Annotated in this window: 21 protein-coding genes; all 21 read left to right on the forward strand. The window is 58.6% G+C overall.

Annotation, left to right across the window (positions count from 1 at the left end; all coding sequences use genetic code 11):
* The first annotated feature begins 32 nt into the window (after positions 1–32).
* The 21 genes from ligK to B9Z42_RS03445 all read left to right on the forward strand — a co-directional run bounded on the left by ligK (position 33) and on the right by B9Z42_RS03445 (position 19,750).
* A complete protein-coding gene (gene ligK, locus B9Z42_RS03345; protein ID WP_100131937.1) occupies positions 33–716 on the forward strand; it encodes a 4-carboxy-4-hydroxy-2-oxoadipate aldolase/oxaloacetate decarboxylase in 684 nt (227 codons plus the stop codon).
* Between the two features lie 15 nt (positions 717–731).
* Positions 732–1,568: a transporter substrate-binding domain-containing protein gene (locus B9Z42_RS03350; RefSeq protein WP_100131938.1), complete on the forward strand. Its 837-nt coding sequence runs from the start codon at positions 732–734 to the stop codon at positions 1,566–1,568.
* A 19-nt stretch (positions 1,569–1,587) separates the two neighbouring features.
* On the forward strand, positions 1,588–2,553 hold the full coding sequence (locus tag B9Z42_RS03355) for a tripartite tricarboxylate transporter substrate binding protein (RefSeq protein WP_100131939.1): 966 nt from the start codon (positions 1,588–1,590) through the stop codon (positions 2,551–2,553).
* Between the two features lie 19 nt (positions 2,554–2,572).
* Positions 2,573–3,490, forward strand: coding sequence for an amidohydrolase family protein (locus tag B9Z42_RS03360; protein WP_100131940.1), 918 nt, complete (start codon positions 2,573–2,575; stop codon positions 3,488–3,490).
* Positions 3,490–3,942, forward strand: a complete 453-nt coding sequence (gene ligA / locus B9Z42_RS03365) for a protocatechuate 4,5-dioxygenase subunit alpha (protein ID WP_100131941.1) — start codon at positions 3,490–3,492, stop codon at positions 3,940–3,942. Before B9Z42_RS03360 ends, ligA begins: the two co-directional genes overlap by 1 nt.
* 2 nt (positions 3,943–3,944) lie before the next feature.
* Positions 3,945–4,826, forward strand: coding sequence for a class III extradiol dioxygenase subunit beta (locus B9Z42_RS03370; RefSeq protein WP_100131942.1), 882 nt, complete (start codon positions 3,945–3,947; stop codon positions 4,824–4,826).
* A 48-nt stretch (positions 4,827–4,874) separates the two neighbouring features.
* Positions 4,875–5,831, forward strand: coding sequence for a Gfo/Idh/MocA family oxidoreductase (locus B9Z42_RS03375; RefSeq protein ID WP_100131943.1), 957 nt, complete (start codon positions 4,875–4,877; stop codon positions 5,829–5,831).
* A gap of 171 nt (positions 5,832–6,002) precedes the next feature.
* Positions 6,003–7,199: a CaiB/BaiF CoA-transferase family protein gene (locus B9Z42_RS03380; protein ID WP_100131944.1), complete on the forward strand. Its 1,197-nt coding sequence runs from the start codon at positions 6,003–6,005 to the stop codon at positions 7,197–7,199.
* Between the two features lie 21 nt (positions 7,200–7,220).
* A complete protein-coding gene (locus B9Z42_RS03385) occupies positions 7,221–8,234 on the forward strand; it encodes an AraC family transcriptional regulator (RefSeq protein WP_100131945.1) in 1,014 nt (337 codons plus the stop codon).
* Between the two features lie 106 nt (positions 8,235–8,340).
* On the forward strand, positions 8,341–9,525 hold the full coding sequence (locus B9Z42_RS03390) for a lipid-transfer protein (protein WP_199171982.1): 1,185 nt from the start codon (positions 8,341–8,343) through the stop codon (positions 9,523–9,525).
* Between the two features lie 10 nt (positions 9,526–9,535).
* Positions 9,536–9,979, forward strand: coding sequence for a MaoC family dehydratase N-terminal domain-containing protein (locus B9Z42_RS03395; RefSeq protein ID WP_100131947.1), 444 nt, complete (start codon positions 9,536–9,538; stop codon positions 9,977–9,979).
* A 10-nt stretch (positions 9,980–9,989) separates the two neighbouring features.
* Complete coding sequence (locus B9Z42_RS03400) at positions 9,990–10,409, forward strand: MaoC family dehydratase (RefSeq protein WP_100131948.1); 420 nt, start codon at positions 9,990–9,992, stop codon at positions 10,407–10,409.
* A gap of 36 nt (positions 10,410–10,445) precedes the next feature.
* The gene (locus B9Z42_RS03405) at positions 10,446–11,273 is read left to right on the forward strand and encodes an SDR family NAD(P)-dependent oxidoreductase (protein ID WP_100131949.1); all 828 of its coding nucleotides are present in this window, start codon (positions 10,446–10,448) and stop codon (positions 11,271–11,273) included.
* Between the two features lie 7 nt (positions 11,274–11,280).
* The gene (locus B9Z42_RS03410; RefSeq protein ID WP_100131950.1) at positions 11,281–12,432 is read left to right on the forward strand and encodes an acyl-CoA dehydrogenase family protein; all 1,152 of its coding nucleotides are present in this window, start codon (positions 11,281–11,283) and stop codon (positions 12,430–12,432) included.
* A gap of 45 nt (positions 12,433–12,477) precedes the next feature.
* Positions 12,478–14,193, forward strand: a complete 1,716-nt coding sequence (locus B9Z42_RS03415; protein ID WP_100131951.1) for a long-chain-fatty-acid--CoA ligase — start codon at positions 12,478–12,480, stop codon at positions 14,191–14,193.
* A gap of 11 nt (positions 14,194–14,204) precedes the next feature.
* Positions 14,205–14,999: an enoyl-CoA hydratase/isomerase family protein gene (locus tag B9Z42_RS03420; protein ID WP_100131952.1), complete on the forward strand. Its 795-nt coding sequence runs from the start codon at positions 14,205–14,207 to the stop codon at positions 14,997–14,999.
* Between the two features lie 62 nt (positions 15,000–15,061).
* Positions 15,062–15,967 carry an SDR family NAD(P)-dependent oxidoreductase gene (locus tag B9Z42_RS03425; RefSeq protein WP_369806840.1) on the forward strand — a complete coding sequence of 302 codons (906 nt, stop codon included), beginning with the start codon at positions 15,062–15,064 and terminating at the stop codon, positions 15,965–15,967.
* Between the two features lie 10 nt (positions 15,968–15,977).
* The gene (locus B9Z42_RS03430) at positions 15,978–16,364 is read left to right on the forward strand and encodes a Zn-ribbon domain-containing OB-fold protein (protein ID WP_100131953.1); all 387 of its coding nucleotides are present in this window, start codon (positions 15,978–15,980) and stop codon (positions 16,362–16,364) included.
* Positions 16,361–17,539 carry a thiolase gene (locus tag B9Z42_RS03435; protein WP_100131954.1) on the forward strand — a complete coding sequence of 393 codons (1,179 nt, stop codon included), beginning with the start codon at positions 16,361–16,363 and terminating at the stop codon, positions 17,537–17,539. Before B9Z42_RS03430 ends, B9Z42_RS03435 begins: the two co-directional genes overlap by 4 nt.
* Positions 17,540–17,579: 40 nt before the next feature.
* Positions 17,580–18,746, forward strand: coding sequence for an acyl-CoA dehydrogenase family protein (locus B9Z42_RS03440; protein ID WP_100131955.1), 1,167 nt, complete (start codon positions 17,580–17,582; stop codon positions 18,744–18,746).
* A 29-nt stretch (positions 18,747–18,775) separates the two neighbouring features.
* The gene (locus B9Z42_RS03445; protein WP_100131956.1) at positions 18,776–19,750 is read left to right on the forward strand and encodes a tripartite tricarboxylate transporter substrate binding protein; all 975 of its coding nucleotides are present in this window, start codon (positions 18,776–18,778) and stop codon (positions 19,748–19,750) included.
* Positions 19,751–19,760 lie beyond the last annotated feature (10 nt).

A 19,760-nucleotide genomic window follows, 5' to 3' on the forward strand; every position in this document is an offset into this window, starting at 1 on the left:
GGTGGGGTGCTTTAGATTTTTGGAGATTTCTTATGTACGAACTCGGCGTTGTTTACCGCAACATCACTCGCGCAGATCGCGCAACAGCCGACGCTTTGGCGTCTTTGGGCTCTGCGACTGTGCACGAAGCCATGGGTCGCGTCGGCTTGATGAAGCCCTACATGCGCCCCGTCTACGCTGGCGCGCAAGTGTCGGGCACGGCGGTGACCGTGTTGCTGCACCCCGGCGACAACTGGATGATGCATGTCGTTGCTGAGCAAATTCAGCCTGGCGACATCGTGGTGGCTGCCATCACGGCAGAGTGCACCGATGGCTACTTTGGCGACTTGTTGGCCACGTCGTTCATGGCCCGTGGCGCACGCGCCTTGGTCATCGACGCCGGTGTGCGTGACGTGAAAGAGTTGACCAAGATGGGTTTCCCCGTGTGGAGCAAAGCCATCAGCAGCAAAGGCACGATCAAAGCCACCGTGGGTTCGGTGAACATTCCCGTGGTCTGCGCAGGCATGCTTATCACCCCCGGCGACGTGATCGTGGCTGACGACGATGGCGTGGTCTGCGTGCCCGCCGCCATGGCCGCCAAAACACTGGCCACCGCACAAGCCCGCGAAGCCAACGAAGGCGAGAAGCGCGCCAAGTTGGCCTCGGGCGTGTTGGGTTTGGACATGTACAAAATGCGCGAGCCTTTGGCAGCTGCAGGTTTGAAGTACATCGACTGACGCAGCTTGCACACCATGCGCACATCGCGTCGTCTTCTGTGGCCGTTGGCCGTTGCTGCCCTGTTGGGCTTGACGGCGTGCGTCAGCACGTGGCAAATCCCATCGCCTTCCTCGGCGCTAACGGCGTTGTCCGTGGCACCCGAGGTGCAGCAAGCTTTGGCGCCGGCGGGCGTGTTGCGCGTAGGTGTGTACTTGGGCAGCCCCACCTCGCTCGTGCGTGATGCCAAAACAGGGCAGTCGCACGGTGTGGCGTTTGAGTTGGGCCACGCTTTGGGCCAACAGTTGGGGGTGCCCGTGCAAGTGGTGGAATATCCGCGCGTCGCCGAAGTGATCGAAGGGCTTAAAAAGTCTGAGATCGACATGACCTTCACCAACGCCACGGCTGCACGCGCCAAAGACATCGCCTTCACGCCAGCGTTAATTCAGCTGGAGTTGGGCGTGTTGGTGCCTGCCAACAGCCGCCTTCAAAGCTTTGCCGATGTGGACCGTGCGGGCGTGCGTTTGGGCGTGAGCCAGGGCAGCTCGTCGCAAGGCGTGTTGGGTGCGCGTTTGAAACAAGCCACTGTGGTGCCCGTGCCCTCGCTCAGCGTGGCGCAGCAAATGCTGCAGCGCGGTGAGTTAGACGCGTTTGCCACCAACAAAGGCATCTTGTTTGAATTGGCCGAAAAGGTGCCAGGCGCCCAAGTGCTCAAAGATCGCTGGGGCTTAGAGAACTTGGCGATCGCCATTCCCAAAGGTCGCGAGTCTGCCATGCCGTATCTGCGTGATTTCACACAAAGCTTGGTCACTCGTGGTGAGCTTCAAAAAATGGCCACCCGTGCAGGTTTGCGTGGTTTGGCACAAGCCGATTGATTTTTAAAAGGAAACGACGATGAGTGTTTTGAAACGTATCAGTTCGGTCCTGTTGACCTGCCTGATCGCGGGCCAAGCCTTGGCGCAGGCGTATCCCACCAAGCCCATCAAAGTGGTGGTGGGTTATGCCGCTGGCGGTGCGGTGGACGTGGTGGCGCGCACCATCGGCCAAAGCCTCTCCACCAGCATGGGCCAGCCGGTGGTCGTAGAAAACAAACCGGGCGCGGGGACCAACATCGCCGTCAAGTCGGTGATCACCGCAGAGCCCGATGGCTACACCCTGATGATGGCTGCCAACGCTTTGGCCGCCAACATGTCGTTGTACCAACCTGCGCCGTTTGATGCCGAGCGCGATTTGGTGGCGGTGTCATTCATTGGTCGTGTGCCTGTGGTGATCGCCGCCAATCCCAACGCACCTTTCGCCACCGTCAAGCAACTGATTGACGCTGCCAAAGGCAAGCCCAACACCATCGCGTTTGGCTCGCCCGGCAATGGTTCAACACCACACATGGCGATTGAGTTGTTTGCCCGCGCTGCAGGCATCGACTTGCAACACATTCCTTACCGCGGCGGATCGCCGGCCATCACCGATGTGATCGGCGGGCAGTTGCCTTTGGTTGCAGTCAATGCGCTGGAGGTGTTACCCCACGTCAAGAGCGGCAAGCTCAAAGTATTGGCCGTGCTCAGCCCGAACCGTAGCCCCATTTTTCCAGAGGTTCCCACCATCGCCGAGTCTGGTTTTGCCGGCTTTGAAGCCTCGGTGTGGTACGGCCTGGTGGCCCCCGCGGCCACACCCAAACCCATCGTGAACAAGCTGCATGAGGAAGTGCAAAAAGCGCTGCAAACCAAAGAAGTGCGTGAGCGCATGAATGCGGTGGGCGGCGAAGTCGTGCCCGGCAGCGCCGAGATGTTCGCCAACCTGATCCGCTCCGAACGCCAGCGTTATGCCAAGCTGGTGCGCGAAGCCAACATTCAACCTGATTGACACCTGAGAGGACCTCAACATGGAATTTCAAAAGACCCCTGGCTGGCTGGACTGGTACAACGGCCCAAGTAAACCCACCTTTAAATTACCCGCAGGCGCGGTGGATGCCCACTGCCACGTGTTTGGCCCCGGCAACGAGTTCCCTTACGCGCCTGAGCGCAAGTACACCCCGTGCGATGCCTCCAAGGCCCAGCTCTATGCTTTGCGCGACCACCTCGGCTTTGCCCGCAACGTGGTGGTGCAAGCCACCTGTCATGGCGCAGACAACAGTGCCATGGTCGATGCCTTGGTCAGCTCTGGCGGTAAGGCGCGTGGCGTGGCCACCGTCAAGCGCAGCGTGACTGAAGATGAGTTGCAAGCCATGCACGACGCCGGTGTGCGTGGTGTCCGTTTTAACTTTGTGAAGCGCTTGGTGGACTTCACACCGAAAGACGAATTGTTGGAAATTGCCAGACGCGTTCAGATGTACGGCTGGCATGTGGTGATTTACTTTGAAGCCGTCGACTTGCCCGAGTTGTGGGACTTCTTCACCGCCTTGCCCACCAACATCGTGGTCGACCACATGGGCCGCCCCGATGTGACCAAGCCAGTGGACGGTCCCGAGTTTGAGTTGTTCGTGAAGTTCATGCGCGAACACCCCAACGTGTGGAGCAAGGTGACGTGCCCCGAGCGTTTGTCGGTGGCTGGCCCCAAGGCTTTGAATGGCGAACAAAACGCTTACCAAGACGTGATTCCTTTTGCCAAGCGCATCGTCGACGAGTTTCCCAACCGCGTGATCTGGGGCACCGATTGGCCACACCCCAACCTCAAAGACCACATGCCCGATGACGGCTTGTTGGTGGACTTCATCCCGCACATCGCCACCACCGAAGAAAAGCAGCGTAAGTTGTTGGTGGACAACCCCATGCGCCTGTACTGGCCTGAGGAGACTTTCTAATGGCGCTCGACAAACCCTACACCGACGTTCCCGGCACCATCATTTTTGATGCTGAGCAATCGCGCAAAGGTTATTGGCTCAACCAGTTTTGTATGTCGCTCATGAAGGCGGAGAACCGCACGCGGTTCAAAGCCAACGAGCGTGCCTACCTGGACGAGTGGGCCATGACCGAGGAACAGAAGCAGGCCGTGCTAGCCCGCGATTTGAACTGGTGCATGCGCACGGGCGGCAACATTTATTTCCTCGCCAAAATCGGCGCGACCGATGGCAAGAGCTTCCAACAAATGGCGGGCTCCATGACTGGGATGACCGAAGACGAATACCGCAACATGATGATCCAGGGCGGTCGCTCGGTTGAAGGCAATCGCTACATCGGCGAAAACGGCAGTGCGCAAGCGCAGAACCAACCCCAAGGTGCTGCAGGACAAAGCGCCGCAGCAAACAAGGCTTGAACATGGCAAAAATCACCGCATCCGTTTACACCTCCCATGTGCCCGCCATCGGCGCAGCCTTGGACCTCGGCAAGACACAAGAAGATTATTGGAAGCCCGTTTTTGCTGGCTACGAGTTCTCCAAACAATGGATGAAAGACAACAAGCCAGACGTCATCTTCTTGGTCTTCAACGACCACGCCACCGCCTTCAGCTTGGACATGATTCCTACCTTTGCGATTGGTACGGCTGCACAGTTCACGCCCGCAGATGAAGGCTGGGGGCCGCGCCCCGTGCCCGTGGTTCAGGGCCACCCTGAGCTGGCCTCGCACATCGCACAGAGTGTGATTCAGCAGGACTTTGACCTGACCATCGTCAACAAGATGGACGTGGACCACGGACTGACTGTGCCACTGTCGCTGATGTGTGGCCAACAAGACCCCGTGAAAGGCGCTTGGCCTTGTCCAGTGATTCCGTTTGCGGTAAACGTGGTTCAGTACCCGGTGCCCAGTGGTCAGCGTTGTTTCAACTTGGGCCAAGCCATTCGCAAAGCGATTGAGAGTTACGACGAAGACATCAACGTGCACATCTGGGGCACAGGCGGCATGAGCCACCAATTACAAGGCGCCCGTGCGGGCTTGATCAATCGCGAGTGGGACAACGCGTGGTTGGACCAGCTGATCAACGATCCACTCGCTTGTGCAAATAGGCCGCATATGGACTATGTGCGCGAAGCGGGTAGCGAGGGTATTGAGTTGGTGATGTGGCTGATTGCGCGTGGTGCCATGTCTGACATCCAAGACGGCAAAGTCACAGGCCCAACTCCTAAGCTGGCCCACCGCTTCTACCATGTGCCTGCATCGAACACCGCCGTGGGCCACGCCATTCTTGAAAATGCAATTTAATAACTTTGCGGGACAGACCTTTAGCTCTGTCCTCAACTGGAGTAAAACATGAGCAAAACCATCAAAGTCGCCCTGGCTGGCGCAGGTGCCTTCGGCATCAAACACTTGGACGGGATCCAAAACATCGACGGCGTAGAAGTCGTGTCCTTGATTGGCCGTGAGTTGCCCAAGACCCAAGAAGTTGCGGCCAAATACGGCATCCAACACGTCACCACCGACTTGGCGGACAGCTTGGCCTTGCCCGAAGTCGATGCCGTGATTTTGTGCACGCCCACCCAAATGCACGCCGCACAAAGCTTGGCTTGCTTAAAAGCCGGCAAGCACGTGCAAGTGGAAATTCCCTTGGCTGACAGCTGGAAAGATGCTGACGAAGTCGTGCGTGTGGCCCAAGAAAAAGGCCTGGTTGCGATGTGCGGTCACACCCGTCGCTTCAACCCCAGCCACCAATGGGTGCACCACAAAATCAAAGCGGGCGAATTCAACATCCAGCAAATGGATGTGCAAACCTACTTTTTCCGCCGCACCAACATGAACGCCTTGGGCCAAGCCCGCAGCTGGACCGACCACTTGCTGTGGCACCACGCTGCCCACACCGTGGACTTGTTCGCTTACCAAGCGGGCAGCCCGATCGTCAAAGCCAATGCAGTTCAGGGACCCATTCATCCCGCCCTGGGCATCGCCATGGACATGAGCATCCAGCTGCAAGCTGCCAACGGTGCGATTTGTACCTTGAGTTTGTCGTTCAACAACGACGGCCCCTTGGGTACCTACTTCCGCTACATCGGCGACACCGGTACTTACCTGGCCCGTTACGACGATTTGTACACCGGCAAGGAAGAGCAGATCGACGTGTCCAAAGTGGCCGTCTCGATGAACGGCATCGAGTTGCAGGACCGTGAATTTTTCGCTGCGATCAAAGAGGGCCGCGAACCTAACTCTAGCGTTGCGCAAGTGCTGCCTTGTTACAAGGTACTGCACGAGTTGGAGTTGCAACTCAACGCGTGATACCGAGCTAAGCGTCGCTTTTTTGCGAGGCATGCTGCGTATCGAAGGGAGCCGTTAGGCTCCCTTTTTTGTTGCTCATGGACGGTTTGGTTTGAAGTGATTCGGTGATCGTTGCGAATTAAGGGTTTTCATAGCGTCGATGAAAATTCAATTGTCAGACAATTGATTTCTATGTCTACTCACTCATCCCATTCACACGCTGCCGGCGTGACGCACCAAGCGCCTTTACATGGCGTGCGTGTGTTGGACCTCACGCGCTTGCTTCCCGGCCCAATGTGCGGGTTGCATCTCGGGGACCTCGGTGCGGAGGTGATCAAGGTCGAGGACACGGGGGCGGGCGACTATGCCGCTGAGGCCGTGCGTCAGTTGGTGAACCGCAACAAACGCTCGATCTGCATCGACCTCAAGCAAGCCAGTGGCGTGGCGTTGTTACTCAGTCTGTGTGCACAAGCGGATGTGTTGATTGAAGGTTTTCGACCAGGCGTGATGGCACGCTTGGGTGTGGGTTACTCGGCCGTGCAAGCCGTCAATCCCAAATTGGTCTACTGCAGCATCAGTGGTTATGGACAAACGGGGCCAGACAAAGATGCGCCAGGACACGATGTGAACTACAGCGCATTGGCAGGCGTTGCCGATCAAATGGGCACCGCGCAAGATTTGGCGTTGTCCAATGTGCCCGTGGCCGATTTGTTAGGCGGCACCATGACTGCCGTGATGGGCATCTTGGCCGCTTTGTTTGACGCGTCGCGCACGGGCAAAGGACGTCACGTGGATGTGGCCATCGCCGATGGCGTGTTGGCACATGCCGTGGTGCCTTTGGCGGGAGTCAATGTGCGTGGCAGCACAAAGCCCGCAGGGGCTGACAAGCTCACAGGTGAATTGCCGTGTTATGCCACGTACCGCACGCGTGATGCACGTTTTGTCGCGGTGGGCGCTTTGGAAAAAAAGTTTTGGGACACCTTTTGCGATCTGATTGAGCGTGCAGACCTCAAGCCCTTGCACCACCCCCTGACACCTGAACAGTCGCAATGGGTACGAGATGAACTAAGCCGGCTCATTGGCGCACACACGTGGGCGTATTGGCGTGACAAATTAGACGGCGCAGACTGCTGCGTCACGCCTGTTTTGAAGTTGGAAGAAAGTCTTTCGCATCCGCAGTTTGTGGCGCGCGGCATGGTGTTGCCCGGAGTGACCGCAGCGGGGCAGCCCTTTGTGCAGTTTGGCAGTCCCGTTCAAATGACAGACTTTGATTTCGCGATTCGTCACCCCGCACCCAAGCAAGGGCAGCACACCCAAGAGATTCTTTTGCAAGCGGGCTACACGCACGATGAGGTCGATGCCTTGCTTGCGCAAGGGACAGTCGCTTGACGCGTTTGAACGGATTTCGTCATGGCTGCTAACACCCACCACACCGTGGCGATTGCCCAGGTGACGCAGATTTTGCAAGGGGCTGTACAACGTGGTTTGGATGTCAACGCCTTGCTGCAGCGCGCAGGCATCTCGCCCAGCTTGATAGATTCACCCTTGTCACGCGTGACCCAAGGTCAATATGCGGCCCTGATGCTGGTGCTGCGTCGCGTTACTCGCGATGAGCTGTGGGGCTTGTGTAGCCGTCCGTTGAAGCTGGGCAGCTTTGTGCAATCAGCGCGCATGCTGGTGCATTGCCGAACCTTGGGTGAGGTTTTGACAGAAGGTTTTCAGTTCTATCACCTCATGCTCGACGACTTTGTGCCGCGTCTGCAAGTGTCACAAGGCGTGGCCACCGTACGACTGACACATCGCGTTGCGCTCACGCCTCAACTGGCCTATGCCCAACGCACGTTTGGTTTTTATAGTTACGGTTTGGCCTGTTGGTTGGTGGCCAGACGCATTCCTTTGCTCGACGTGATTTATCCAGAAACTGATACGCAATACAAGACAGACGCTGGGCGCTTGTTTCAAGCGCCTTTGCGTTTTGAGCGCGATTCCATGGGCTTTCGATTTGAAGCCTCGTGGTTGGATTTGCCGGTGGTGCAAACGCCACAAAGCTTGACGGAGTTTTTACGGCAAGCGCCCGCGAGCTTGATCATCAAGTACCGCGACCAGACCAGTTTGACCGAGCGCATTCGTCGCTTGCTGCGTCGCAGCTTGGCGCAAGAGTTGCCATCGCTAGAAGACGTAGGACACGCCTTGGCCATGACCCCACAAACCTTGCGACGTCGCTTGCGTGATGAAGGGCAGGGTTATCAAGCCATCAAAGATGACTTGCGTCGTGACGTGGCGATTGAGTATTTGGGGCGGCCCGAATTGACCTTGCTCGACATTGCCAATCGCCTTGGATTTTCTGAGGCCAGCACCTTCCATCGGGCCTTCAAAGCGTGGACTGGGGTTTCCCCGGGGGCATACCGTCAAACGCATTTCTGATCTTTTTTGCCAATCATTTTGGTGTGATCGGTGATTGAAGTTGTGTGTGGTGAGTTTCACACTCGCATCCAACGCAACACACTTTTCAGGAACACAAATGACCCGTATGCAAAGAGCTGTTCACGTCGTAGGTGTCGGCATGATTCCGTTCACCAAGCCTGGTGCTAGCGAGCCCTACACCGTCATGGGGGCCCGCGCAGCCAAGTTGGCCCTTGACGATGCGGGTGTTGGTTATGAGCACGTTCAGCAGGCCTATGTGGGCTATGTGTACGGCGACTCCACCTCTGGTCAAGCGGCCATTTATGGCGTGGGCTTGAGCGGCATACCGGTCTTCAACGTCAACAACAACTGTTCCAGTGGCTCTAGCGCTTTGTTCTTGGCGCGGCAAGCGGTAGAGAGCGGCATGGTCGAATGTGCCATTGCCTTGGGCTTTGACCAAATGGTGCCGGGTGCCTTAAAGGGTGCGTATGACGACCGTCCATCGCCCATGCAACGCTTCGCGGATGTGATGAACACACACCAGGGTTACCAAGCCGACGTGCCGCGTGCTGCCCAGTTTTTTGGTGGTGCGGGTCGTGACTACATGGGTCAATACGGCATTCGCCGCGACACCTTTGGCCGCATCTCCGTCAAGGCGCGTCAACACGCAGCGCGCAACCCCTTGGCTGTGTTTCGCCAAACCTTGACGCTCGATGAAGTCATGGCGTCGCCCAGTGTGTTTGACCCCTTGACCCGTTATCAGTGCTGCCCACCCACCTGTGGTGCGGCAGCGGCCATTGTGTGCTCGGCTGATTTTGCCAAGAAGCACAAGCTCGACATGCGGGTGATCATCGCAGCGCAAGCCATGACGACCGACACCCCTAGCACCTTCGAGACCAACGACATGCGCCGCGTGGTGGGCTACGACATGACTGCTGCTGCTGCCAAGCAGGTGTATGAAGCCGCAGGCATTGGACCCGACGCGCTGGATGTGGTGGAACTGCACGATTGCTTCACCGCCAACGAACTCATCACCTACGAAGCCTTGGGGCTCACACCTGAGGGGACGGCCGAAAAATTCATCTTGGAAGGTGACAACACCTACGGTGGTCGTGTGGTCACCAACCCTTCTGGTGGCCTGCTGTCCAAAGGTCATCCTTTGGGGGCGACGGGCTTGGCGCAATGTGCCGAGTTGGTGTGGCAACTGCGAGGTCAAGCTGATCAACGCCAAGTGGAATGCGCGCGACTGGCTTTGCAGCACAACCTAGGTTTAGGCGGCGCGTGTGTGGTGACTTTGTACCAAGCGGTTTGAAAGGGTATCCATGATTGACAAAAAATACATCGGGCACACCATGCCTATTTTTGAGGTCTTGGTGGAAAAAGGTCGTTTGCGATTTTTCGCCAAGGCCACCGGCCAGACCGACCCGGTCTATACCGACGACGCCACAGCGCGTGCCGCTGGGCACCCAGCCTTGCCTGTGCCGCCCACATTTTTGTTTTGTTTGGAAATGGAGTCGCCTGACCCAGCCGCGATCCGCAACCTGTTGGGCATGGATTACCGCAAGCTGCTGCACGGCGAGCAGGGCTTTACCTACCACCGCATGGCCTATGCGGGTGATGTGCTGCGTTTTGAGCAGCGCATCGAAGACATCTACGACAAAAAAGGCGGTGCACTCGAATTTGTTGTGCGCAAAACCCGCGTGACCAACCAACATGGTGAGCCTGTGGCCGAACTACGCACCGTGAGCGTTTTGCGCCATGGATAAGGAAACTCAAATGACCCTCCCTAGCTTTGACACCCTTCAAGTCGGCGACGCCATTCCTGTGCTGGCGTTGCCCCCTGTCTCGCGTCTCACGTTGGCGCTCTACTGCGGCGCTTCGGGCGACCACAACCCCATCCACGTCGACACCGACTTTGCGCACATCGCAGGCCTGCCCGACGTGATCGCGCACGGCATGTTGTCCATGGGCTGGCTGGCGCGCTTGCTCACCAACTGGGTGCCGCAAACAGCCATTCGCGATTACAGCGTGCGCTTTGCTGCCATGACTCAAGTGCACGAAAACATCACTTGCACTGGCGAAGTGACCGAAAAATTCGAGGTCGATGGAGAGCGCCGCGTGCGCTTGTCGCTGACCACGGTCAATGCTGAAGGCCAGATCAAGCTGGCCGGCGACGCTGTGGTGGCGCTTGCCTGAACCCCATTTCAAACATACATGTCAAAGGATTTATCCATGACCCGCAAACTCGAAGGCCAAGTGGCCCTGGTCTCAGGCTCTGGTCGCGGCATTGGCCGCGAAATCGCGCTCAAGCTCGCCAGCGAAGGCGCACGCGTTGTCATCAACGACCTCGACCAAGCCCCGGCCGAGCAGACCGTGGCCGACATCGTCGCAAGCGGTGGCCAGGCCGTGGCCTGCATTGGTAGCGTGACAGACACCGACTTTGGCGAGCGTTTTGTCCAAACCGCGCTCGACACCTTTGGCGGCATCGACATCATCGTCAACAACGCCGGTTACACCTGGGACAACGTGCTGCAAAAGATGAGCGACGAGCAGTGGGAAGCCATGCTGGCCGTGCACCTGACCGCGCCGTTTCGCATCTTGCGTGCCGCCTCGGGCTTCATCCGAGAAGCGGCCAAGCGCGAAGCCGAAGCGGGCACGCCCAAGCACCGCAAGGTGGTCAACATCTCGTCCACGTCGGGCGTGTACGGCAACGCTGGCCAAGCCAATTACGCAGCGGCCAAGGCCGGCATCAACGGTTTGACCAAAGCCATGGCCAAAGAGTGGGGCCGCTACAAGGTCAACGTCAACAGCGTGGCCTTTGGCCTGATCATGACGCGCCTGACGCAACCCCTGACGGCAGGCGATGCCAGTGTGGAGATTCAGGGCCGCACCATCGCAGTCGGCGTGCAGCCGGATCGCCTGAAGGCCGCCGAGTCCACCATTCCGCTGGGCCGTGGCGGCACCCCCGAAGAAGCGGCAGGCGCCGTCTACATGTTCTGCATCCCCGAGTCCAACTACGTCAGCGGCCAAGTGTTGGTCTGCGGCGGCGGCCGTCCCTGAAGCGCGTATGGACAGCATCCTCACTTTCCCCCGCAGCGTGTTCCGTGATGACCATGAGATGCTGCGCACCACCGTGCGCCGCTTTTTAGAGCGGGAATGCAAACCCCGCCAAGCCCAGTGGGACAAAGACGGCAAGGTCGATCGTGAAACCTGGCTCAAGGCTGGGCGTGAAGGCCTGCTGTGCGCCACCATGGACCCTGAGTGGGGTGGGGGTGGGGGTGACTTTGGCCACGCGGCGGTGATCGTGGAAGAGATTGGCCGCTCTGGCGTGAGCGGCTTGGGCTTTGGTCTGCATTCCGATGTGGTGGCACCCTACATTGAGCGCCTTGGCACGCCCGCACAAAAAGCCCAGTGGTTGCCCCGATGCGCCACGGGTGAAGTCATCCTCGCCATTGCCATGAGCGAACCCGGCGCGGGCAGCGACCTCAAAGCCATCCGCACCACGGCGCGCCGCGAGGGCGATGAGTACGTCATTAACGGGGCCAAGACCTTCATCTCCAACGGCCTGAACTGCGACCTGGTCGTGGTGGTGGCCAAGACCGAGCCCGAGCTGGGTGCCAAGGGTGTGTCGCTGATCCTGGTGGAGGCCGACCGCGCCGGTTTTCGCAAAGGCCGCAAGCTCGACAAAATGGGCCAGGAAGCGGCCGACACCGCCGAGCTGTTTTTTGAAGACGTGCGCGTGCCCGTCACCAACATCTTGGGCGAAGAAAACAAGGGCTTTGCCTACCTGATGCAAGAACTGGCGCAAGAGCGTTTTGTGATCGCGCTGGGTGCCGCCGCCAAGATGGAAGCCATGTTTGACGAGACCGTGCGCTACACCAAGGAGCGCGTGGTCTTTGGCAAGCCGCTGTTTGATTTTCAGAACACCCGCTTCAAGCTGGCCGAAATCAAAGTCCGCACCACCGCCGTGCGCATGATGGTGGACCAATACTTGGGTGAGCATTTGCGACGCAAGCTCACCGTGCAAGAAGGTGCCATGGCCAAGCTGTTTGCCACCGAGGAGCTGGGCAAGGCACTCGACGAGTTGCTGCAGCTCTACGGCGGCTACGGCTACATGATGGAGTACCCCATCACCCGCGCCTTTGTGGACTCACGCGTGACCCGCATTTATGGTGGCACCAGCGAGGTCATGAAAGAGTTGATCTCGCGCAGTTTGTGATCACCGTTTGTGACCCCCACACCGCACCCGCCTAAAGAGCCGCTCATGTCCACATCGTCGCTGCCTTATTGGCCCAAAGGCGTTCCGCGCACGCTGAACCTGCCGCAGGTACCGCTCACGCATTACGTGCAGGTCGCGGCCGAGCGCTTTCCGAACAAGCCCGCCGTGATTTTTTGCGGCAGCACGCTGAGCTATGCGGCGCTGCATGCGCGCGTGGAGGCGCTGGCCGGTTACCTCACCCAGCGCCTGGGTGTGCAGCGCGGCGACCGGGTCTTGTTGATGAGCCAAAACTGCCCGCAATACGTGGCGGCCTACTACGGCATCATGCGCGCCGGGGCGGTGGTGGTGCCGGTCAACGCCATGTGCACGCAAAGCGAAATCCGCTACTACCTGCAAGACAGCGGTGCCCGCGTGGCCATGGTGGCGCAAGAGTTGTTGCCGCAGGTCATGCCGCTGCTGCAGCCGGGCGATGCTGATGCCTTGCAAGCCGTGCTGGTGCATGCGTATTCAGAAGGCCTGCCTGCGCAGCCCGTCAGCGACGAAGTGCCTGAAGTTGTGTTGGCCCCGCGCCAGTGGCCCGATGCCCCGGGCCTGCATGGGCTCGAAGACGCCATTGCACAGGCCTTGCCCGCGCCTGCAGAGCACCCACACAGCGACGACCTGTGTGTGCTGCCCTACACCTCGGGCACCACCGGTCACCCCAAGGGCTGCATGCACACGCACGCCACGGTGCTGGCGTCCAACATGGCTGCGCAGGTCTGGCGCAGCATGCACATGGACTCGGTGTTTTTGGCTGTCGCGCCTTTGTTCCACATGCTGGGCATGCAGGGCGGTCTCAATGTTCCGATCACGCTGGGCGCCACCGTGGTCATGCTGCCACGCTGGCATGCGGCTTCTGCGGCGCGCTTGATCGAGCAGCACCGCGTCACGACTTGGTCTGCACCTCCCGCTATGCTGATCGACTTCTTTGCCAACCCGGCCGCTGCACAGCGCGACCTAAGCAGCTTGTCGGCTTTGGCAGGTGGCGGCGCGGCCATGCCGGAGACGGTGGCGAACTTGCTGCAAACGCGTTTTGGCATCGCCTACAACGAGGCCTACGGCATGACCGAGACCGCGTCTTTTTTGTTGGGCAACCCACCGGCACGCGGCAAGCGCCAATGCCTGGGCGTCATCACGCCTGGCGTGGACGCGCGCATTGTGGACCCTGAAACTCTGCGCGAGTTGCCCGTGGGCGAGGTGGGTGAATTGGTCACGCGTGGCGCGCAACTCATGCGCGGCTATTGGCAAAACGAGCAGGCCAACCAGTCCTCATTTTTTGAACTCGATGGCCAAACGTTTTTCCGCACAGGCGACTTAGCCAGTGTGGACGAAGAGGGTTACTTCTTCATGCGCGACCGCCTCAAGCGCATGGTCAACGTCTCAGGCTTCAAGGTCTGGCCCGCCGAGGTGGAAAACACCTTGTACGAACACCCGGCCGTGCACGAGGCCTGCGTGATTGCTGTACCCGACACCAAGCGCGGCGAAAACGTGATGGCGTTACTGGTGCTTAAACCTGAATTCACAGACCAACTCACAGAGCAAGCCGTCATCGACTGGGGGCGTGAGCGCATGGCTGTTTATAAAGCCCCGCGCATCGTGCGTTTCGTCAGCAGTTTGCCCAAGTCGAGCACTGGAAAAATTTTGTGGCGCCAGTTGCAAGAGACTGAGCGTCAGGCCATCGCCACCGCAGCCGGTGAAACGTCAACCTCTGATCCTTTGTGAAAGTCGCAGTCATGACTGATTTCAAAACCATCCAATTCAAAGTCAGCAACCAGGTCGCCACGCTGACCTTGGACAACCCTAGCAAGCGCAATGCACTCGACCCCGCCATGCGTGTGGAGGTGTCGGACGTGGTGATGCAAATTCGTCGAGACCCGAGCATTCGCGCGTTGATCTTGACGGGGGCGAACGGCCATTTTTGTGCGGGGGGTGATTTGAAAAACATCGCCACCGTGGGTCTGGACAACCAAGGCTGGCGTCAACGTTTGCAAGATTTGCATGCGTGGCTGCAAGAGTTGCTCACGCTCGATCGACCCGTCATCGCTGCGGTCGATGGTGCGGCGGCGGGCGCAGGCTTTAGCTTGGCGATGGCCGCAGATTTTGTGCTGGCCACGCCGCGGGCGCGGTTTTGCATGTCGTTTTTGAAGGTGGGCTTGGTGCCCGACTGTGGGGCTTTTTACACCTTGCCGCGCATCGTGGGCGTGCAACGTGCCAAAGAACTGATGCTGTCCGCCCGTGACGTGGAAGGCCCCGAAGCCTTGAAACTGGGCTTGGTGATGGAGCTGCATGAACCTGACGCTTTGATGGCACGCGCCCAAGCCTTGGCCGATAGTTTTGTGCACGCTTCGCCCATGGCGGTCGCTTTGATCAAGCGCACGTTTGCAGGTTGGGGTGGCGATTTGTCGACCTCGCTAGAGAACGAAGCCAATGCCCAAGCTTTGGCCATGGGCAGCCAAGAACACAAGACCGCGGTGAACCGCTTTCTCAACAAAGAGCCGCTGCCGTTCCAGTGGCCCGTCAACGAATAAACAAATCACGTTATTTCAAAAAGGAGATGAAGATGAGCAACGCAGAGATGAGCCAAGCCCGCATGGTCGAAGGCAAAGTGGTGGTGGTCACCGGTGCCGGTGGCGGTATTGGCCGTGACATTGCCCTGGCCATGGCCCGCGAAGGCGCCAAAGTGGTGGTCAACGACATCGGCGCTTCGGTGTCCGGTGAAGGCAACGACGCGGGCCCCGCACAAGCTGTGGTGAACGAACTCAAAGCGCTGGGCGCAGAGGCCGTGGCTAATACCGACAGCGTGTCTGAAGCGGCGAGTGCGGGCCGCATCATTCAAACCGCGTTGGACACCTTTGGCCGCGTGGATGTGGTGGTCAACAATGCCGGCATTTTGCGTGATCGTTTCTTTCACAAAATGAGCGTGGACGAGTGGGACGCCGTCATCAAGGTCCACCTCTACGGCGCTTTCCATGTCAGCCGCGCTGCGGCCACGCATTTCAAAGAGCAGGGCAGTGGCAACTACATCCACATGACGTCCACCTCGGGTTTGGTGGGCAACCTCGGCCAAGCGAACTATGCCGCAGCCAAGTTGGGCGTGGCGGCTTTGTCGAAGTCCATCGCGTTGGACATGCAAAAGTTCAACGTGCGCTCTAACTGCATTTCGCCGTTTGCTTGGAGCCGCATGATTGGTTCCATCCCCACCGAAACGCCCGAAGAGCAAGCCCGTGTGGAACGCATCAAGCAAATGACGCCCGCCAAGATCGCGCCATTGGCCGTCGCACTGGCCAGCGACAGCTCGGCGCACGTGAATGCGCAGATCTTCGCGGTGCGTAACAACGAGATTTTTTTGATGAGCCAACCGCGCCCAGTGCGCTCGGTGCATCGCAGCGAAGGCTGGACGCCGCAAACGGTCCTCAACCACGCCATGCCAGCGCTCCAGTCAAGCTTCTTTGATCTAGAGCGTTCGGGCGATGTGTTCAGCTGGGACCCCATCTAAGGAGATAACGATGAGCGATAAAACCACAGGTGTCCTTGTGCAGCACCAAGCCGCATTGGCTGAAGGACGTTTTCTGATTCAAAAGTGCGACGGCTGCGGTCAACACATTTACTTTCCGCGTGAAATCTGCCCGCATTGCGGCAGCGATGCGGTGCAATTTGTCAGTCCCAGCGGACAAGGCACGGTCTACGCCGTGACCACCGTGCGCCGCAAGCCAGCCGATGGGGGTGACTACAACGTCAGCCTGATTGACCTCGACGAAGGTCCGCGTTTGATGAGCCGCGTGGACAACGTGAAGCCCGATGACGTGAAGATTGGCCAGCGCGTGACCGCGCGTGTGGTGGTGGCCGATGACAAAGGTGTGGTGGTGTTCGACGCCGTAGGAGGTGCAGCATGAGTGACGGATTAAAAGCCTTGCGCGGTAGCGCAGCCATTGCGGGTGTGGCCACGTTTGGGTGTGGCGAAGCCCATGGTTTTTCCGAGATGGAGCTGCTGGCACGCTCGGCGCACGCTGCGGTGGCCGATGCAGGTTTGAAGATGAGCGACATCGACGGTCTGTGCACCGCCAGCGTGGGCTCGACCATGTGGCCCATGCCCGTCATCGAGTACTTGGGCATTCGCCCGAGCTTCATCGACGGCACCATGGTGGGTGGCTCAAGTTTCATTGCACATCTGTTGCCTGCCATGCATGCTTTGCAATCTGGCCAGTGCAATGCGGTGTTGGTTTGTTACGGCAGCACGCAACGCACCGCAACCTTTGGTCGACGCGAGATCGCGCAGGCGCGGCGTTGGATGGATCCGCAGCCGTATGAAACGCCTTACGAACCTTTCAATCCGCCCAGTGCTTATGCCCTGGCTGCTTCGCGCCACATGCATTTGTATGGCACCACACGACGCGACTTGGCCGAAGTCGCTGTGGCAGCACGCAAGTGGGCGCAGCTCAACCCCGAAGCCTTCTCGCGCGATCCGCTGTCCATCGACGATGTGCTCAACGCGCGCATGGTGAGCGATCCGCTGTCGGTACGCGATTGTTGTTTGGTCACCGATGGCGGCGGCGCCTATGTGCTGGTGCGCGCCGACCGCGCCAAGCACTTGGCCAAGAAGCCGGTGTATGTGCTGGGTAACGGCACCGCTTGCTGGAACCGTCAGATCTCGGCCATGCCAGACATCACCGTCACCGCGGCCAGCGAGTCAGGTCGCCAAGCCTATGCCATGGCAGGACTGAGCGCCAAAGACATGGACGTGGTGGAGCTGTACGACGCCTTCACCATCAACACCTTGTTGTTCTTGGAAGACCTGGGCTTTTGCGCCAAAGGCGAGGCTGGTTCGTTTGTGCAAAACGGCGGCATTGCACCTGGGGGCCATTTGCCCGTCAACACCAACGGCGGTGGCTTGTCGTGTGTGCATCCGGGCATGTATGGCATTTTCACGCTCATTGAAGCCGTGCGCCAGTTGCGAGGCGAGGGCGGTGAACGCCAAGTGTCGGGCGCGCACATCGCGTTGGCCCATGGCAACGGCGGCACCTTGTCGAGCCAATCAACGGCCATTTTGGGAACGGCGGATGCGCTGTGACGCATCTGTTTTTTAACGTATCTATTTATAAAGAAATCCCATGATTCGTGATCCCCAAACCCTGAATGCGTTGCTCGACACGGTGAACCGATTTGTGCGAGAACGCCTCGTGCCTGCCGAAGCCTTGGTGGCTGAGACCGACGAAATTCCCGACGACATCGTGCAAGAGATGAAAGACATGGGCCTGTTCGGTTTGACTGTGCCGGAGTCTTATGGCGGCTTAGAGCTGACCATGGAAGAGGAAGTCATGGTCATTTTGGCGATGGGCCAAACCTCGCCGTGCTTTCGCTCGCTGTTTGGGACGACCGTTGGCATTGGGTCGCAAGGCATTTTGTTCGATGGCACGCCCGAGCAAAAAGCCAAGTATTTGCCCAAACTCGCCACCGGTGAATTGATTGCTTCGTTCGCGTTGACCGAGCCTGACGCCGGTTCAGACGCAGCCTCGCTGCGCACCACGGCCATTCGTGGCACCGATGCCGAGGGCGACCATTACATCGTCAACGGGACCAAGCGCTACATCACCAACTCACCCCATGCCGGCATCTTTACCTTGATGGCGCGTACCAACCCTGCAGACAAAGGGGCAGGTGGTGTGTCGGCTTTCATCGTCGAAGCCAACACGCCGGGCATCACGATTGGCAAGGTCGATAAAAAGATGGGCCAGCGCGGGGCGCACACGGCCGACGTGATTTTTGAAAACTGTCGCGTGCCAGCCAGCCAACTCATTGGTAACAAGGAAGGCCAGGGCTTCAAAACCGCGATGAAAGTGTTGGAGAAGGGCCGTATCCATATTGCGGCCATTTGCGTCGGCGTGGCTGAGCGCATGCAACGCGATGCGCTGAACTACGCCATCGAGCGCAAACAATTTGGCCAACCGATTGCCGAGTTTCAACTGGTGCAAGCCATGTTGGCAGACAGCCAAGCCGAAATCTATGCGGCACGTTGCATGGTGATTGATGCGGCGCGTCGACGCGATGATGGTCAATCCGTCGCTACCGAAGCATCGTGCTGCAAGTTATTCGCGTCCGAGATGTGTGGCCGTGTGGCGGATCGTGCGTTGCAAATATTTGGCGGTGCGGGTTACTTGAGCGAGTACGGCATCGAGCGGTTCTACCGCGATGTGCGCTTGTTCCGTTTGTACGAAGGCACCAGCCAGATTCAACAAATTGTGATTGCGCGCAACTTGGTGCGCGAAGCCACACGCTGAAGTTCGTTCACTACAAAGAGGAGACACCTATGAAACAAATCATTGCTCGCCGAGTCTTGATGGCCGCTGCCGCGTTGAGCGCTTTCGCGGCATCAGCGCCTGTATGGGCTCAAAACTTTCCGAGTCAACCTATCAAAGTGATCGTGCCCTACCCAGCCGGTGGTGCTACAGACGCATTGGCGCGCATGATGGCGCAGAAGTTCGGCGAGGCATGGAACACGTCTGTGGTGATCGAAAACAAACCCGGTGCAGGTGGCACCATTGGCAACAACATGGTGGCCAAAGCTGCGCCTGATGGCCACACCATTTTGATGACGATCACCGCCATCATTCAGCAGCCCTCACTGATGAGCTTGCCGTATGACCCGCTCAAAGACTTTGCGCCCGTGGTCCAAATTGCGAAAAGCCCCAGCATGTTTGTGGTGCCCCCAAGTTCACCTGCCAACAACTTGAAAGACTTCATCGCCTTGGTCAAAGCCAATCCAGGCAAGTACAACTTCGGCACCTATGGCGCAGGCACTTCGTCACACATTCAAGGTTCTTTGTTAAATCTCCAGGGAGGCATAGACATGGTGCATGTGCCGTTCCAAGGTGCGGCACCGTTGGTGAACAACATGGTGGGTGGTCAATTGACTTCGGCATTCATTGACTCTGCCTCTGCGCGCGCGCATTTGAAATCATTCAAAGCTCTGGCTGTCACGGGGCCTCAGCGCATGCCTGCTTTGCCCGATGTGCCGACGTTCAAAGAGTTGGGCTTTCACTCTTACGAGCCCTTGGGATGGTTTGGCATGCTCTTGCCCGCTAATACGCCTGCGGCCATCGTGGCCAAGTATTCAGACGAGGCCAACCGTATCTTGCGCATGCCCGATGTGGTGGCGCGCATCGAAGGCTTTGGCTTGGCTGTGGGAGGGGGCAAACCCGACGAGTTTGCGCAAGTTTTGAAGTCGGATGCGCAGGTCTACGCCAACATCATCAAAGAGGCGGGCATCAAGCTTAGCCAATGAGCTTCGGGCG

This window comes from Limnohabitans sp. B9-3 (genome assembly GCF_002778325.1).
Taxonomy (GTDB): Bacteria; Pseudomonadota; Gammaproteobacteria; order Burkholderiales; family Burkholderiaceae_C; genus Limnohabitans; species Limnohabitans kasalickyi.

Bases quoted from the DNA above. Each gene is read 5' to 3' on its own strand.
- B9Z42_RS03355 (WP_100131939.1), top strand. From the start codon at position 1,588: ATGAGTGTTTTGAAACGTATCAGTTCGGTCCTGTTGACCTGCCTGATC.
- ligK (WP_100131937.1), top strand. From the start codon at position 33: ATGTACGAACTCGGCGTTGTTTACCGCAACATCACTCGCGCAGATCGC.
- B9Z42_RS03430 (WP_100131953.1), top strand. From the start codon at position 15,978: ATGAGCGATAAAACCACAGGTGTCCTTGTGCAGCACCAAGCCGCATTG.
- B9Z42_RS03385 (WP_100131945.1), top strand. From the start codon at position 7,221: ATGGCTGCTAACACCCACCACACCGTGGCGATTGCCCAGGTGACGCAG.
- B9Z42_RS03440 (WP_100131955.1), top strand. From the start codon at position 17,580: ATGATTCGTGATCCCCAAACCCTGAATGCGTTGCTCGACACGGTGAAC.
- B9Z42_RS03400 (WP_100131948.1), top strand. From the start codon at position 9,990: ATGACCCTCCCTAGCTTTGACACCCTTCAAGTCGGCGACGCCATTCCT.
- ligA (WP_100131941.1), top strand. From the start codon at position 3,490: ATGGCGCTCGACAAACCCTACACCGACGTTCCCGGCACCATCATTTTT.
- B9Z42_RS03410 (WP_100131950.1), top strand. From the start codon at position 11,281: ATGGACAGCATCCTCACTTTCCCCCGCAGCGTGTTCCGTGATGACCAT.
- B9Z42_RS03360 (WP_100131940.1), top strand. From the start codon at position 2,573: ATGGAATTTCAAAAGACCCCTGGCTGGCTGGACTGGTACAACGGCCCA.
- B9Z42_RS03370 (WP_100131942.1), top strand. From the start codon at position 3,945: ATGGCAAAAATCACCGCATCCGTTTACACCTCCCATGTGCCCGCCATC.
- B9Z42_RS03435 (WP_100131954.1), top strand. From the start codon at position 16,361: ATGAGTGACGGATTAAAAGCCTTGCGCGGTAGCGCAGCCATTGCGGGT.
- B9Z42_RS03390 (WP_199171982.1), top strand. From the start codon at position 8,341: ATGCAAAGAGCTGTTCACGTCGTAGGTGTCGGCATGATTCCGTTCACC.
- B9Z42_RS03425 (WP_369806840.1), top strand. From the start codon at position 15,062: ATGGTCGAAGGCAAAGTGGTGGTGGTCACCGGTGCCGGTGGCGGTATT.
- B9Z42_RS03395 (WP_100131947.1), top strand. From the start codon at position 9,536: ATGATTGACAAAAAATACATCGGGCACACCATGCCTATTTTTGAGGTC.
- B9Z42_RS03415 (WP_100131951.1), top strand. From the start codon at position 12,478: ATGTCCACATCGTCGCTGCCTTATTGGCCCAAAGGCGTTCCGCGCACG.
- B9Z42_RS03405 (WP_100131949.1), top strand. From the start codon at position 10,446: ATGACCCGCAAACTCGAAGGCCAAGTGGCCCTGGTCTCAGGCTCTGGT.
- B9Z42_RS03350 (WP_100131938.1), top strand. From the start codon at position 732: ATGCGCACATCGCGTCGTCTTCTGTGGCCGTTGGCCGTTGCTGCCCTG.
- B9Z42_RS03375 (WP_100131943.1), top strand. From the start codon at position 4,875: ATGAGCAAAACCATCAAAGTCGCCCTGGCTGGCGCAGGTGCCTTCGGC.
- B9Z42_RS03420 (WP_100131952.1), top strand. From the start codon at position 14,205: ATGACTGATTTCAAAACCATCCAATTCAAAGTCAGCAACCAGGTCGCC.
- B9Z42_RS03445 (WP_100131956.1), top strand. From the start codon at position 18,776: ATGAAACAAATCATTGCTCGCCGAGTCTTGATGGCCGCTGCCGCGTTG.
- B9Z42_RS03380 (WP_100131944.1), top strand. From the start codon at position 6,003: ATGTCTACTCACTCATCCCATTCACACGCTGCCGGCGTGACGCACCAA.